Origin of the sequence: Nonomuraea sediminis (assembly GCF_018531495.1) — a bacterium.
Classification (GTDB): Bacteria; Actinomycetota; Actinomycetes; order Streptosporangiales; family Streptosporangiaceae; genus Nonomuraea; species Nonomuraea sediminis.
In genome coordinates this window covers 319,075-333,697 of sequence record NZ_JAHDTI010000002.1, presented here as the reverse complement: position 1 = coordinate 333,697, position 14,623 = coordinate 319,075, and the positions used below count along the sequence as shown (strand labels likewise).

The window sequence follows — 14,623 nt, the reverse complement described above, 5'->3', positions numbered from 1 at the left end:
CTAGCCGTCCAGGTCCGACCGGACGATGCCGTAGAGCACCCCGTCCTGCCACTGACCGGCGCGGAAGCCGCCGCCGCGCATCACGCCCTCGCGGGTGAAGCCGGCCTTCTCCAGCGCCCGCTGCTCGGCCACGTTGGACAGCTCCGTGGCCGCCTGGACCCGGTTGGCCGGCGAGTGGTCGAACAGGTAGCGGACCATCAGCTGCTGGGCCCGCGTGCCGTACCCCTGGCCGCGGAACTCCGGCGCCAGGATCAGCCCGATCTCCCAGCAGTAGGCCACCCGCGAGGTGACCTGCTTGCGGAAGGACAGGAAGCCCACCCGCTCGACGCCGCGCACGATCAGCAGCACGCCGCCGTCGTCGGAGAGCATGCCGTTGTCCTCCCAGCGCCTGCGGTGGCGGTGCGGGTCGTGCCAGCCGTACCACTCGAACGCGCCGGCGCCCTCGGGGTCGTTGGTCAGGCGGTTGAGGAACGCCAGGTCGTCTTCCGCGACCGCGCGCAGGGAGATCTCCATGATCAGGACACTATGCGACGGAGCAGCCGCCTGAGCCGGGACTCCGGCCGCGCGGCGGCGCCCTGCAGTGCGGCCAGCGACTCGGCGGCCGAGGGGCGCTTGGCCGGCGTCGCGTCGAGCATGCGGCGCACCACCTCGGGCACGTCGGGCCCGTGGGCGTCGGGGCTCGTCGGCAGCTCGCCGGTGAGTAACTGGTAGGCGATCGCCCCGGCGGCGTACACGTCGGAGGCGGGCGTCATCCGCTCCGGCCGCTCCTGGCACTCCGGCGCCACGTAGTGCGCGTCCAGCACGTTGCCCAGCTCATGCGCGACGGTGTAGGTGCGCTTGCCCGGCTTGGCGTAGTCGAAGCCGGTCAGCACGGCGTGCCCGTCGTCGGTGACCAGCACGCAGGCCGGGCTCAGCGCCCGATGGATCACGCCGTGGGCGTGCGCGTGGGCCAGCCCGGCCAGCAGGTCCTGGATCACGACGAGCCGGGCGCCGCGCCCCATCCGCCGGTGCAGGGCCTCGCCGTGCACGTCGTCGAGCACGAGCACGAAGCGGCTCTCGTCGTCGATGGCGAAGAAGTCGCGCGGCCGTACCACGCACGGGTGCGGCGGGATCCTGGCCAGCGAGGCGTAGGCGTTGGCGATGCGCTGCCGCTCGGCCACCCTGGCCTCCTGGTCGGCCAGCGGGTCGGCGCGGTAGACGCGCAGCAGTACGGTCTCGCTGCCGGGCAGCGTCACGTTGAAGGCCCGGTACTCGTCCACCTTGGCGTCGCCGCCCAGGCGCTCCTCGACCTCCCAGTTGCCGAACCTGGGCGGCGCGGTGCTGCGCCGTACGGCGTGGTTGAGCGCGTCGATGATCGCGGTGCGGTACGGCCGGGCGTCAGGGCTGCAGCCGCGGCGCACCCGCGAGACGTCGCCGAGGACCTCGAGCAGCCGGTCGAACCTGGTGGCGTTGACCGAGTCGCGGCCGGCCGGGTCGAGCAGCTCGGCGTCGGGCGAGGTGAGCACGACCAGGCTGTCGGCGTAGACCCGCTCGAGGCGGGTGTCGTGGGCGACCAGCAGCCCCTTCAGCGCCTTGGCGGTGCCCCTGATCTTGGCGACCGGCGAGCCGAACGCCTCCCTGCGTGGCGGGAACCAGCGCGTGCCCGAGACCTCGATGCGGCCGCGGGTGCCCTTGACGTCGAGGACCACCACGGAGTGGCCTGTCAGCACGATCAGGTCGACCTCGAAGACGTCGTCGCCGCGGGGGATCTCGATGTTGTGCAGCAGCAGCCAGTCGGCCGGCGCGTGGTCGCGCAGGTGGGCGATCACGCGCCGCTCCGCGTCGTTGACCGGACGTCCGCCCCCGACGATCTCTGCCATGTCGCCTATCCTCGCACGAAATTCATTGACAACATGCTGTCGTTATGACAAGATACTGTCATGAGCGAAACGATGAAGAAGACGGTGCACGCGGCCATCTACGACGGGCTGGCCGACTGGGAGACCGGACATGCCACCGCGCACATCAACCGCGACCTGTGGCAGCAGCACCCCGGCACCTACCGGGTCGTCACCGTCGGCCGCACGTTCGACCCGATCACCACGCTGGGTGGCAACCGGATCGTCCCCGACCTGACGCTCGCCGACCTCGACCCGGCCGACAGCGCGATGCTGATCCTGGCGGGCTCCGACGACTGGATCACCGGTGAGCTGGACGACTTCGGGCGCAAGGCCGCCGAGTTCCTCCAGGTGGGCACGCCTGTCGCGGCCATCTGCGGGGCGACGGCGGGGATGGCCAGGCAGGGCCTGTTCAACGACCGCCCGCACACCTCGGCCGTCGTGGAGTTCCTGCAGGCTCAGGAGGCCTACAAGGGCGCCGAACACTACGTCGACGCCGACGCGGTGACCGGCGGCGACCTCATCTCGGCAGGACCCAGCGAGCCGGTCGCGTTCGCCCGTGAGATCTTCGCCAAGCTCGACCTGTACACCCCTGAGAAGCTCCAGGCGTGGTGCAGGCTCTACGGTGAGAGCGACCCGGAGGCCTTCTTCGTGCTGATGGCGCCCTAGGAGGCCGCACCTGGCGAGGAGTACGTGATGAGTGAAGAGGCCGATCTGTTGTCCGCGACGGCGATGACGGTGTTCCGCCTCAACGGCCAGGTCCTCGACCTGGCCGAGGGGCTGGCCCGCCCGGCGGGCCTGACCGCCGCCTGGTGGCAGGTGCTGGGCGCGGTGCTGTACGAGCCGCTGCCCGTGGCCGGGATCGCCAGGGTGATGGGCATGACCAGGCAGGGCGTGCAGCGCATCGCCGACCTGCTGGTGGAGAAGGGGCTGGCCGAGTACAAGCCCAACCCCGCCCACCGCAGGGCCAAGCTGCTCCAGCCGACCGAGGAGGGCAGGGCCGCCGTCGGCAAGATCGTCCCAGGGCACGCCGAGGCCGCCGCGCGGCTGACCGATCAACTCGGCGTCCAGGAGCTCCGCGAGGTGGTCGCGGCGCTGCGCAAGCTGTCGGACGCGCTGGAGAAGATGGAGTCCGATCAGGCGCGGTGAGCATTCGTCAACGTCACGTCAATGCGGTTCTCTCACCCTGTCGGCCATGAAACGGACACTCACAGGAATGGCCGCCGGCCTCGCCGTGCTGAGCATGCTGCTCGTGGCCGCCCCGGCGCCCGCCATGGCCATGAGCGGCTGGGGCGCCAAGGTGGGCAACGCGCTGGTCGAGGTCTTCAAGGCCATCATGAAGCTGGTGGAGCAGAGCAAGGAGGGCCACGAGGAGCGGTCCCAGTTCACCCAGGACGTGGCGCGCGAGGCGTGGCAGGACCTCGGCGGGGAGGCCAACGTCCTGGTCTTCCTCGAGAGCGAGCGCAGGCAGAACAACTACCCGCGCGACCGGCACTGCGACCAGCCCAAGTCGCTGAGCGGCGACTACGACCACAGGTACGAAGGATCGCTCCTCAACGGCGCCGACTTCAACGACGACGACAGGAACGGCACATACGTCGAGTTCATGGACGAGAAGAGCTCCGGCAGCGCTTACGCCAAGGCCATGTGCTACCGCCTGGTCATCAGCGACGAGGGCGGCGACTTCAACTACTACCACGACGGCGGCTACGTGAACTGGGCCTACATCCCGGCCAAGGGCACGCAGGCCGACCGCCACGACGGCAACGGCGCAGTGCGCGTCACCTTCCACCCCTCGCCCGCCAAGGCCGAGCACGACCAGGGCGACCAGCCCCGTGACCCGGGCGGTGCCGCACCCGCGCACGGCAAGCGGATCACCCTGCACGGCGGCGGCAGGGAGCTGTCCAACCTCACCGTCTGGGACAAGGGCGGCGGCTTCTGGGAGATCGAGCCCACCGCCACCGGCAAGGTCTTCGAGGTCGTGCCGAACAGGTGGAACGTCCAGTACGGAGCGGTCAACCACGGCGCGGCGCAGCTGTGGCGCTTCCGCGAGATCGGCGGCGGCAGGTACCAGATCGTCAACAGGTACAACACCGAGCACGGCTACCCGCAGGGCGGATGCCTGACCGTCAACGGCGACGGCAGCCTGTGGGCGCTGGACTGCAACCAGCCGGACAAGCAGACCTGGACGCTGTCCTAAGGCCTCCGGGTCGCCATGATCACGCCGGAGCCGTGCGCCAGCTCGACTGCCACCAGCCGCTCGTCGGTCAGCAGCCGCCTGCGCACGGCCTCCTGCTTGTCCGTGAACTCCGGATCCCAGGTGACCCCGGGCTGCGGCACCATGTCGTCCACCACGAGCACGCCGCGCGGCCGCAGCATGCCGATCGTGGCGTCCAGGCCCTCGTGCTTGCCGCCCGCCGCGTCGGCGAAGATCAGGTCGAAGCCCTCGCCGCGCAGCTCGAGCGCGTCGCCCACCCGCAGGTCCACGAACGCCGGCCAGTCGCCCTGCGCGGCCAGCGCCGCCCGCTCCCGATCGCTCTCGATCGTGGTCACCGTGACGTCGGTACGCGGCAGCAGGCCGCTCACCAGCCAGGCCAGCCCGGCGCCCACGCCGGTGCCGATCTCCAGCACGGACCCGCCCACGGGCACCTGGGCGGCCAGCGTGGCCAGCAGCCGCCCGACCTCGGGATCGCAGGAGTAGGGGAAGTCGACGGCCTGTGCGCGGGCCTCCGCGGCCATGACGAGATTCATGGATTCATGATCTTACGTCTGCCGAAGGGCTTGAAGACCGAGAAAGCCGTCGCCGTCAGCAGCAGCACCACCTGCAGGCTCAGCGCCGCCACCTGGCCCCACTGCCGTCCCGGCGCGGGCAGCGCCGCCACGGCCATGCCCTCGGGATCGAACAGGAACATGCCCACGCAGATCGTCATGACCAGCAGCCCGAGCTTGCCCAGCACCCAGTAGTGCCGGGTCAGCCCCCACGGGCCGGTGACGGCCAGCAGGACCCCGGTGATCAGCGCGGTCATGCTGAGCGGGATCCCGCCCGCGAACACCAGCGTCGGCATCAGCCCGTAGGCGCCGCGCGCGAGCGCGGGCTCGCCGGTGGCGGCCAGCGTGTTGAGCAACACCAGCGCCCACACCTCGCCGAGCAGGGCGACGGAGGCGCCGATGTGCACCACCAGGACGGTCTTGCGGAGCGGAGGTCTCAGTCGCATGCCCTCCATCGTCGGCACCGCCGGCCCGCCGGGAATCCGACCGCGGGCCATTGTCCGGCTGCGCCCGCCGATGTAGAGAAACCGCGCGCGGCTCCGACCAGGGGTGAACCTGCACTCTGAGGAAGGACTGTGAGATGGCTCTGCAGATGATCCGCCCCGGCGACGAGGGCTACGAGCAGCTGCGCGACACCTTCGCCCACCAGGGCAGTCCCGCGCGGATCGCGCGGGCCGCGACCGCCGCGGACGTGGCCGAGGCGATCGCGCTGGCCGGGCGGGAAGGCCTGCCGATCGCGGTGCGCAGCGGCGGGCACAGCGCCGCCGGACTCAGCACCAACGACGGCGGGCTGGTGATCGACCTGTCCCCGATGAACGCCGTCGAGCTGCTCGGCGACGACCTCGTCCGGGTCGGCACCGGAGCGCACTGGGGCGACGTGGCCGCCGCCCTGGCCCCGCACGGGCTGGCCGTCTCCTCCGGCGACACGGTCTCGGTGGGCGTCGGCGGGCTGCTGCTCGGCGGCGGCATCGGCTGGATGGTGCGCAAGCACGGCCTGGCACTGGACCACGTGGTCGCCGCCGAGGTCGTGACCGCCGCCGGCGACATCGTCAGGGCCAGCGCCGAGGAGAACCCGGACCTGTTCTGGGCGATCCGCGGCGGGGGCGGCAACCTCGGCATCGTGACCTCCTTCGAGCTGCGCGCCACCCGGGAGAGCGACATCACCTTCGCCAGGGCCACCTACGACGCCGCCGACACCGAGGCCGTGATCAAGGGCTGGCGCGACCTGATGCGCACCGCCGACGACGGGCTCACCACCACCCTCCAGCTGTATCCGGCCTTCGGCGAGGACATGCCGCCCACGGTGGGGATCCTGGCCGCCTACGCCGGCGCCGACCCCGCGGCCGTCGAGCCGCTGCTCGGCCTGGGCAAGCTGCTGGACTCCGAGGTCACGGTCAAGCCGTACGCCGAGGTGCTCGAGGAGGCCGCGCTGGTGCCGGGCTGGCTGCCCATCGTGCGCAACCGCTTCGCCGACGAGCTCACCGACGAGCTGGTGGACGACCTCCTGGCGTGGAAGGACCGGGTGCCGATGATGTACGTGGAGCTGCGGGCCGTGGGTGGCGCGATGGCGCGGGTGCCCGCGGAGGCCACCGCGTTCGCGCACCGCGACGCGGAGATCATGCTGCTGACCGTGGTGCTGGGCAGCCCGGCCGACCACGTGCCGGTCCGCGAGGAGTTCGAGGCCGTCTGGCGGGTGCTCGAGCCGCACACCTCCGGCGCCTACGTGAACTTCTTCTCCGAGCCCACCCAGGCCGACCTGGAGGCCGCCTACCCGGCGGCCACCCGCGCCCGCCTGGCCGCGGTCAAGGCCGCCTACGACCCGGCCAACCTCTTCCGCGGCAACGTCAACATACTCCCGGCGGAGTAGTCCCGCGGGGCGACGACCCGCCGCCCCCCGATGGACGATCCTGCCGGTATGGACATCCGACAGCGTTTCGCCGACTACCTCGTCGAGCTGCCCTTCGAACTGCTCGACGAGGAGCGCGACCCGGGCGGCGTTCTGGACCGCTACTACGAGCCGGACTTCCAGTACCTCAACGACGGCGTCCTGCTCGACCGGCAGCGCCTCGTCGACCACGTCAAGCCCACCCGCAAGAACACCGTGAGCTGCGAGATCGACGTACACGAGGTGCTGGTGGACGGCCACAGGGCCGCCGCCAGGTTCACCCTGCACGCGGTGCTGCGCAAGGGCAGGCGGCTGTCGACCCAGGTCCACCTGTTCGCCGACTACGGCCAGGACGGCCGCATCCGCCAGGTGCACGGCATCACCAGGGACGTGACGGCTCCCAGTTAATTACCAGGAAGGCTCGTTAGCGTGGACCGGCATGAGGATCCGGTATCTCCTGCCTGACGCCTACGGGCAGGGCGGCACCGCCCGGGCGGTCATCGACCAGGCCAACGCCATGGCCGAGGTAGGGCACCGGGTGGAGCTCGCCGGCGTGACCCGCGACCGCGACGAGCCGGCCTACAGGATCCGGCCCGACGTCCAGGTGATCGACCTGATCGACCGCAGGGACGGCGGGCGGCCCGGTCCCGCCGGGCGCGGACGGTGGCCACGGCTGGGCGGCCGGCTCGGCGACGGGTCGCTGAGCGAGCGCGAGGAGCGGGCGGTCGTCGACTACGTCTCGACGCGGACGGGCGGCATCCTGGTGACGACCCGGCCGTCGCTCAACCTCATCTCGGCGCGCCGTACGCCCAAGGACGTGGTCAGGGTGGCGCAGGATCACCTGAACCTGGGCGACTACCCGCAGGCGGTGCGGGACAAGATCGCCCGTTACTACCGGCGGCTGGACGCGGTGGTGGTGCTGACCAGGGCCAACCAGGAGGACTACCGGCGGATCCTGCCCGGCGCGCCGATCGTGCGCATCCCCAACGCGGTGCATCCGGCCGAGCGGGCGCGGCGCGAGCGGCGGGAGCCCGTCGTGGTGGCGGCGGGCAGGCTGGTCACGCGCAAGGGGTTCGACCTGCTGATCCCGGCGTTCGGGCAGGCGGCGCGGCGGCACTCGGAGTGGGAGCTGCGCCTCTTCGGCACGGGACCCGACCGTGACCGGCTGGCCGGGCTGGCCGACGACCTGGGGCTGGCCAAGAACGTCACGCTCATGGGGCACAGCGACCGGCTGGACGAGGAGCTGGAGGGCGCCTCGATCTACGCGCTCAGCTCCCGCTCGGAAGGGCTGCCGCTGGCGATGCTGGAGGCGATGGGACACGGGCTGCCCGTGGCCGCCTTCGACTGCCCGTCGGGGCCGCGCGAGGTGCTCGCGCACGAGGTCGACGGGCTGCTGGTGCCGCCGGGCGACACTGGCGGGATGGCCACGGCGCTGGAGCGGCTAATGTCGGACGACGGGCTGCGCAGGCGGATGGGAGATGCGGCAGCGCAGACCGCCGGCAACTACGCCGCCGAGGTCGTCATGCCGCTGTACGAGGACCTGTTCGCCGAGCTGCTGGCCCGCGAGCCCATCGTGGACAGCTACTGGACCAACCGCTGACAAGTAGGGCCTGCACTACCTTGAAGATGGGTGGTGGCCAGGGTCCGTGCGCGGGCAGTGCTCGGGATGCTAAGGAAGATCGGAAAACCGAGCCCTGGAGGCCCCCTTGGTCACGTCCGCTCCCACCAGAGGAAGCGACTTCGCCCGCCTGTCACGCAGGATCACCGAGGCAGGGCTGCTCAAGCGCCGGCCCGGCTACTACGCCGTCAGGATCGGTCTGGTCGGCGGGCTGTTCGCGGCGGGCTGGGCGGCCTTCGTCATGATCGGCGACTCCTGGGCGCAGCTGCCCGTGGCCGTCTTCCTGGCCGTGATGTTCGCCCAGGTCGCGCTGCTGGCTCACGACCTGGCGCACGGCCAGGTGTTCAGGACCAGGCGGGCGAGCGCGGCGGCCGGGCAGGTGGCGGGGAACCTGCTGATCGGGCTGGGCTACGGCTGGTGGCAGGACAAGCACACCCGCCACCACGCCAACCCCAACCACGAGGAGCGCGACCCCGACGTCGCGCCCGACGTCCTGCTCTGGTCGCGCCGGCAGGCGGCGGCCAGCAGCGGCCTGCCCAGGTTCATCGGCCGGCACCAGGCGTTCCTGTTCTTCCCGCTGCTCACGCTCGAGGGCCTCAACCTGCACATCTCCAGCGTGCGCGCGGTCGTGCGCGGCAAGGTGAAGAACCGCGTGCTGGAGGGCTCGCTGCTGTTCGCGCACTTCGCCGCCTACCTGGGCGTGATCTTCGCGGTGCTGCCCTTCGGCAGGGCGCTGGTCTTCCTGGCCGTGCACCAGGCCTGCTTCGGGGTCTACCTGGGATGCACGTTCGCGCCCAACCACAAGGGCATGCCGGTGCTGACGGAAGAGGACGAGCTGGACTACCTGCGCCGCCAGGTGCTCACCTCGCGCAACGTGCGCGGTGGCCACCTGATCACCACGGCGCTCGGCGGGCTGAACTACCAGATCGAGCACCACCTGTTCCCGAGCATGCCGTCGCCGAACCTGCGCCGCGCCCGGCCGATGGTCAAGGCCTACTGCGCGGAGATCGGCGTGCCGTACGCCGAGAGCGGGCTGCTGGCCTCCTGGGGTCAGGCGCTCAGGCATCTCCACGACGTCGGCGCGGAAATTCGGGTTCGTTAGGAAATTTTCCTAACGAACCCCTTGACCCGAGCGGGCGCGTCCGGTGACGCTGCGTTCACCGGATTCGATCTGTGGAGGAACCATGGGCCGCCGCGCCGCTCTGGTCCTGTTATCGATGATCGCTCTGCTCTTAGGTGGCACCACGCATGCCTACGCGGCCACGACGCAGCAGACGTTCCTGACGTTCTACGGGTGGTGGGACAACACGCCGCCCGGCGGAGACATCTCCTATCCCCAGATCCACAGCACGGCGGGCGGCAAGGGCACTTATGCCGACCCGATCACGTTCGCCACCTCCTCGGCCGAGGCCAGACCCGGCACGAAGATCTACGTCCCCCGCGTGAAGAAGTACTTCATCATGGAGGACTCCTGCCAGGAGTGCGGCGAGGACTGGAGCGGCCACGGCCCCAACGGCGGGCCCGGGCTCTGGCACTTCGACCTGTGGCTGGGCGGCAAGGGCGGCAACGCGATGAACGCCATCGACTGCGAGGACGCCCTGACCCACTACAACGCCGACAGCACCCCGACCATGGAGCCGGTCATCATCAACCCCGGCTCGAACGAGACCTACGACCCCACGCCGATCTTCAACACCTCGACCGGCGAGTGCTACGGCGGCGCCAAGCCGAACACCACGGTCGGCTCCTACAAGAACGGCTCGTCCGGCCAGTGCCTCGACGACCCGAACAACAGCTCCACCTCGGGCACCGCGCTGAAGGTGGCCGCCTGCACCGGCGCCGCGAACCAGCGCTTCACCTTCCACGGCGCGTTCCTGGTCATCAACAACCTGTGCGCGGCCATGTCGGGCAGCAGCATCGTGCTCAACACCTGCACCGGAGGCCCGTCGCAGCAGTGGTCGGTCAACCCGAACGGCACGATCTCCGACATCCAGACGGGCCAGAAGTGCATCCGCCAGTCGGGCTCGAACGCGGTGGCGGGCAGCTGCTCGGGTACGGCCAGCCAGTGGACCTTCACCCCCGCCTCCGACGTCTCGCTGGGCGTGACGCCGACCTCGGGATCGACCGCGCCGGGCGGCTCGGTGACCGCGACCGTGGCGGCCACCGGCGCGGCGCAGCAGGTCACGCTGTCGGCCTCGGGCCTGCCCGCCGGGGCGAGCGCCGCCTTCGACCCGGCGTCGGTGACCGTGCCCGGCAACTCGACGCTGACGATCGCCACGACCGACGCGACGCCGCCGGGGACCTACCCGGTGACGATCAGCGGAGCGGGCGCCACGGCCGTCCACACGCTCACGGTCACCGGCTCGACGCCTGACTATCAGGCTGAGGACGCCGTGCTGTCCCAGGCAGGGGTGTTCTCCAACCACACCGGCTTCACCGGCACCGGGTTCGTGGACTACGTCAACGCGGCGGGCGGCTACATCGAGTGGACCGTGAACGCCGCCACCGCGGGCTCCTACAGCGTGGCGGTCCGTTACGCCAACGGGACCACGACCGACCGGCCGATGGACATCGCGGTCAACGGCGCGACGGCGTCGTCGGCAGTCTTCACGCCGACGGCGAACTGGGACACCTGGGCGACGAAGTCGGTGACCGTTCAGCTGGCGGCCGGAACCAACAAGATCCGGGCGACCGGCACCGGCTCCACCGGCGGGCCGAACGTGGACAAGATCACGGTGACGCCCGTCGTGGCGGCCACGGACTACCAGGCCGAGGACGCGGTGCTGTCGGCAGCCGGGGTGTTCTCCAACCACACCGGCTTCACCGGCACCGGGTTCGTGGACTACGTCAACGCGGCGGGCGGCTACATCGAGTGGACCGTCAACGCGGCGACGGCGGGCTCGTACACGCTGGCGGTCCGCTATGCCAACGGGACCACGGCCGATCGGCCGGTGGACATCGCGGTCAACGGCGCGACGGTGTCGTCGGTCGTGTTCACGCCGACGGCGAACTGGGACACCTGGGCGACGAAGTCGGTGACCGTACAGCTGGCCGCCGGGGCCAACAAGATCCGCGCGACGGGGACCGGCGCGACCGGCGGGCCGAACGTGGACAAGATCAGTATCCAGTGATTTGAAACGATTGGTCCAAAACCTGGTAGTGTCCCTGCCATGGCGCGACCGAGGCAGTTCGACGAGGACCGGGCGGTCGAGGCGGCGATGCGCGCGTTCTGGGACGCGGGCTACGAGGCCACCTCGACCGCCGACCTCTGTGCCGCGACCGGCCTGGGCCGCAGCAGCATCTACAACACCTTCGCCAGCAAGCATGACCTGTTCGAGCGGGCGCTGCGCCACTACATGACGGGCAAGAACGCCGAGCTGGCCGACATCCTCGACGGCGAGGCGCCCGCCAGGCAGAAGGTGCGCACCCTGCTGTGGCAGGCGATCGAGGACGCGCGCGGCTGCCTGGTGGTCAACACCCTGGTCGAGCTGGCGCCGCGCGACCCGGTGGTGGCCGGGATGCTCCAGCGCGACCACGAGGTGCGCCTCACGGCGCTCACCGCGGCGATCGAGTCCGGCATCAGGGCCGGCGAGATCGACCGGGGCAAGGATCCCCGGGCGCTGGCCCGGTTCGTGATCGCCACGATCGGCGGCATGCGGGTCGCCGCCAGGTCGGGCGCCGCCAGGGAAGAGCTCGAGCAGATCGCGGAAACCGCGCTGGGCGCGATCTGAGTTTTTCGTGCTCTCATTTTGAACTGATCAATCTAAAATGAAGGATTCCTATGCCTCTCGCCGTCTACGTCCTGGGCTTGGCGATCTTCGCTCAGGGCACGTCCGAGCTGATGCTGGCGGGGCTGTTGCCCGAGCTGGCGGCCGACCTCGGGGTGTCGATCCCGGGCGCCGGGTTGCTGATCTCCGCCTTTGCGCTGGGCATGCTGGTCGGCGCGCCGGTCCTGGCGGTGGTCACGTTGCGGTGGCCGCGCCGTACCGCCCTGCTGGTGTTCCTGGCGATCTTCGCGCTGACCCACGTGGTGGCGGCGCTGACACCCAGCTACGGCGTGCTGTTCGCGACCCGGGTGGTGGGCGCCTTCGTCTACGCCGGGTTCTGGGCCGTGGCGGCGACCACCGCGATCGGCCTGACCGAGCTGAAGGGCAAGGCCATGGGCATCGTGGCCGGCGGGCTGACCGTGGCCACGATCGTCGGGCTGCCCGCGGGGACCGTGATCGGGCAGCACCTCGGCTGGCGGGCCGCGTTCTGGGCGGTGGCGGCGATGTCGGCGCTGGTGATGATCGGGGTGTTCGCCACGATCCCGCGCCAGGTCTCCGGGGCGGTGCCGCGCATCAAGCATGAGCTGCGGGCCATGGCCAACCCCAGGCTGTGGCTCTCCTATGCGACGACCGCGCTGACCACCGGGGCGACCCTGGCGACCTTCAGCTACCTGGCGCCGCTGCTGACCGACGTCACCGGGCTGCCCGCCGCCTGGGTGCCCGGGGTGCTCGCCCTGTACGGGGTGGGGTCGCTGGTCGGAATCACCATCGGCGGGCGGACCTCGGACACGCGGCCGTTCCCCACGCTGTACGCGGGGGCCGTGGCGCTGGTGGTCATCTCCGTGGCCATCGCGCTGTTCGCCGGGGTGCCGCTGCTGGCCGTACCGCTCGTGGTGCTGCTCGGCGGCTTCGGGTTCGCCATCAACCCGGCGCTGAACACACGGGTGTTCGCCGAGGCGGGGGCGGCGCCGACGCTGGCCACGGCCACCAACTTCTCGGCCTTCAACGTCGGCATCACCGCCGGCCCGTGGCTGGGCGGCCTGGCGATCGGCGCCGGGCTCGGCTACCGGTCGGTGGCCTGGCTCGGCGCCGCGCTCGCCCTGGCCGCCCTGGCCACGGTGGCGGTCGCCGCTAGAACGGCAGCGCGAACCCGTGTAGCGCTCGTGACAGGTCGTTGACCCTGGCGTCGCGTGTGTCCACCGGGTCGAGCCGGAGGCTGCGCTCCAAGGTCGCCATGATCGAGGTCGTGTCGTAGACGGTGTGGTCGACGCCGGACCTGAAGAAGGCCTTGCTCACCAGCAGCGTGGGCAGCCGGGTGCCGGGGCCGAACTTGTCGACGACGGGCGGCGAGACGTGGTCCCACTGCCCGCCGTTCTCGTCGTAGGTCACCACGACGAGGGTGTCCCTGGCCTGCGGGCCGTTCTCGACCGCCTTCAGCAGCTCGACCAGGTGGTCGCTGCCGTTGGGCTCGCTGGCGTAGCCGGGGTGCTCGTTCTCCGCGCCGTACGGCTTGACGAAGCTGACCGCGGGGAGCGTGCCGTTCTTGGCCGAGGCGATGAACTCGGTCTCGTCCTTGAGGTGGGCGCGGCCCGGCTGGCCGGGGGCGTAGGCGGCGAAGTAGTTGAAGGGCTGGTGGTGGTACTGGAACAGCGGCCCGGGGTGCCCGGAGTCGGCGTCGTTCCAGCCGCCGGCGTACCAGGCCCAGGAGACGCCTACGTCGCTCAGCCGGTCCCCGATGTTCGGATATTTCGTGTCATCGATGAGCGGCAGCTGCAGGCCGCCGCCGTGCGGCGTGCTCGTCGGCTGGATGGTGTTGACGGCGTAGTCGCCGCAGGCCACGTTCGGGTTCGCCTCAGGCCCGCAGGCCTGCGTGAGCTGGGCGTCCTTGACCGCGGTGGCCGGGTGGTAGAGCGGGTAGTTCGCGTTGGGGAAGCCGTTGGCGTCCACGATCGAGTGCAGCCCGTCGGGTGCGGTGTGGATCGGCGCCCTGGCCGCGATCAGGTACTGGTGGTTGAGGAACGACCCGCCGAAGGCCCCCTGGAAGAACCGGTCGGCGATCACGTAGTTCGGGTGTCCCCGCTCGTGCAGGTAGCGGTAGATCGGCAGGCCCTTGCTGTCGTAGTGGCCCATGGTGAGGCCGGTCGCGTCGCTGCCGGTCACGTACCGGTCCTGCTTGCCGCCGTCGAGCTGGTACTGCTCCTGGTAGAAGCGGTGCACCAGGTCCCGCGTGCAGCCGCCGGGCTCGGCGCCCGGGCTGTCCTTCAGCACCCCGTTCGGCGCGAAGACCCCCGGCGCGGGGCAGGTCTTGTCGGCGGGCTTGATGTAGTCGTCGATCAGGAAAGGCCTGTTGGCGAACGCGCTGCTGTCGCAGGTCGCCGGCAGCGGCGGCGAGGTCAGGTTCACGTCCATCTGCGGCAGGCACTTGTACGGCGTGCCGTCCTGGCCGACCTGCGTGGTGTGCCGGGCGAAGCGCAGCCCGTCCACCGGCTCCCAGCCGACGCGGTCCCAGGTGCCGTAGAGGTTGTCGAAGCTGTGGTTCTCCTGGTACAGCACCACGAGATGGGTGAAGCGGCCCGCCACACGCGGCGTGTTCGCGTGGGAGGCCTGGGCCGGGGAACCGGCCGATAACAGGCTGGCGATGATCACCAGCACGAGAAGCATCTGCCGTCGCACTGTGGGTCCTTTCCGGAAATGACTGCAATTCGAC

Annotated in this window: 15 protein-coding genes; 10 read left to right on the top strand and 5 right to left on the bottom strand. The window is 70.7% G+C overall.

From position 1 onward, the window contains the following. The gene (locus KIK09_RS09715) at window positions 1–513 is read right to left on the bottom strand and encodes a GNAT family N-acetyltransferase (protein ID WP_214318398.1); all 513 of its coding nucleotides are present in this window, start codon (window positions 511–513) and stop codon (window positions 1–3) included. A gap of 2 nt (window positions 514–515) precedes the next feature. Then, complete coding sequence (mads6, locus tag KIK09_RS09710; RefSeq protein ID WP_214318397.1) at window positions 516–1,859, bottom strand: methylation-associated defense system protein kinase MAD6; 1,344 nt, start codon at window positions 1,857–1,859, stop codon at window positions 516–518. A gap of 60 nt (window positions 1,860–1,919) precedes the next feature. On the opposite strand from mads6, the gene KIK09_RS09705 reads away from it, so the two are divergent. The 3 genes from KIK09_RS09705 to KIK09_RS09695 are packed head-to-tail and all read left to right on the top strand — an operon-like array spanning window position 1,920 to window position 4,077. Next, a complete protein-coding gene (locus KIK09_RS09705; protein WP_214318396.1) occupies window positions 1,920–2,546 on the top strand; it encodes a DJ-1/PfpI family protein in 627 nt (208 codons plus the stop codon). A gap of 27 nt (window positions 2,547–2,573) precedes the next feature. After that, window positions 2,574–3,026 (top strand): MarR family winged helix-turn-helix transcriptional regulator, encoded by a 453-nt coding sequence (locus KIK09_RS09700; protein ID WP_214318395.1) that lies wholly within the window; start codon window positions 2,574–2,576, stop codon window positions 3,024–3,026. A gap of 46 nt (window positions 3,027–3,072) precedes the next feature. Further along, window positions 3,073–4,077 carry an RICIN domain-containing protein gene (locus KIK09_RS09695; protein ID WP_214318394.1) on the top strand — a complete coding sequence of 335 codons (1,005 nt, stop codon included), beginning with the start codon at window positions 3,073–3,075 and terminating at the stop codon, window positions 4,075–4,077. Here KIK09_RS09695 and KIK09_RS09690 read toward each other — a convergent pair. Continuing rightward, entirely contained in the window at window positions 4,074–4,628 is a 555-nt protein-coding gene (locus tag KIK09_RS09690; RefSeq protein ID WP_214318393.1) for an O-methyltransferase, read from the bottom strand. The two genes, KIK09_RS09695 and KIK09_RS09690, sit on opposite strands and share 4 nt — an antisense overlap. After that, the gene (locus KIK09_RS09685; protein ID WP_214318392.1) at window positions 4,625–5,092 is read right to left on the bottom strand and encodes a hypothetical protein; all 468 of its coding nucleotides are present in this window, start codon (window positions 5,090–5,092) and stop codon (window positions 4,625–4,627) included. Before KIK09_RS09685 ends, KIK09_RS09690 begins: the two co-directional genes overlap by 4 nt. 134 nt (window positions 5,093–5,226) lie before the next feature. Here KIK09_RS09685 and KIK09_RS09680 point away from each other — a divergent pair, with 134 nt between their 5' ends. The 7 genes from KIK09_RS09680 to KIK09_RS09650 all read left to right on the top strand — a co-directional run bounded on the left by KIK09_RS09680 (window position 5,227) and on the right by KIK09_RS09650 (window position 13,094). Then, window positions 5,227–6,513 (top strand): FAD-binding oxidoreductase, encoded by a 1,287-nt coding sequence (locus KIK09_RS09680; RefSeq protein WP_214318391.1) that lies wholly within the window; start codon window positions 5,227–5,229, stop codon window positions 6,511–6,513. A 48-nt stretch (window positions 6,514–6,561) separates the two neighbouring features. Beyond that, window positions 6,562–6,939: a nuclear transport factor 2 family protein gene (locus tag KIK09_RS09675; protein ID WP_214318390.1), complete on the top strand. Its 378-nt coding sequence runs from the start codon at window positions 6,562–6,564 to the stop codon at window positions 6,937–6,939. A gap of 31 nt (window positions 6,940–6,970) precedes the next feature. Beyond that, window positions 6,971–8,131: a glycosyltransferase family 4 protein gene (locus KIK09_RS09670; RefSeq protein WP_214318389.1), complete on the top strand. Its 1,161-nt coding sequence runs from the start codon at window positions 6,971–6,973 to the stop codon at window positions 8,129–8,131. Window positions 8,132–8,237: 106 nt separating this feature from the next. Then, window positions 8,238–9,251 carry a fatty acid desaturase family protein gene (locus KIK09_RS09665; protein ID WP_250572875.1) on the top strand — a complete coding sequence of 338 codons (1,014 nt, stop codon included), beginning with the start codon at window positions 8,238–8,240 and terminating at the stop codon, window positions 9,249–9,251. A 115-nt stretch (window positions 9,252–9,366) separates the two neighbouring features. After that, window positions 9,367–11,280 carry a CBM35 domain-containing protein gene (locus KIK09_RS09660; protein WP_214318388.1) on the top strand — a complete coding sequence of 638 codons (1,914 nt, stop codon included), beginning with the start codon at window positions 9,367–9,369 and terminating at the stop codon, window positions 11,278–11,280. A gap of 39 nt (window positions 11,281–11,319) precedes the next feature. Beyond that, window positions 11,320–11,880, top strand: a complete 561-nt coding sequence (locus KIK09_RS09655; protein WP_214318387.1) for a TetR/AcrR family transcriptional regulator — start codon at window positions 11,320–11,322, stop codon at window positions 11,878–11,880. A 50-nt stretch (window positions 11,881–11,930) separates the two neighbouring features. Next, window positions 11,931–13,094 carry a Cmx/CmrA family chloramphenicol efflux MFS transporter gene (locus tag KIK09_RS09650; protein WP_214318386.1) on the top strand — a complete coding sequence of 388 codons (1,164 nt, stop codon included), beginning with the start codon at window positions 11,931–11,933 and terminating at the stop codon, window positions 13,092–13,094. Here KIK09_RS09650 and KIK09_RS09645 read toward each other — a convergent pair. Next, entirely contained in the window at window positions 13,048–14,577 is a 1,530-nt protein-coding gene (locus tag KIK09_RS09645) for an alkaline phosphatase family protein (RefSeq protein ID WP_214318385.1), read from the bottom strand. The two genes, KIK09_RS09650 and KIK09_RS09645, sit on opposite strands and share 47 nt — an antisense overlap. Between the last annotated feature and the right edge of the window lie 46 nt (window positions 14,578–14,623).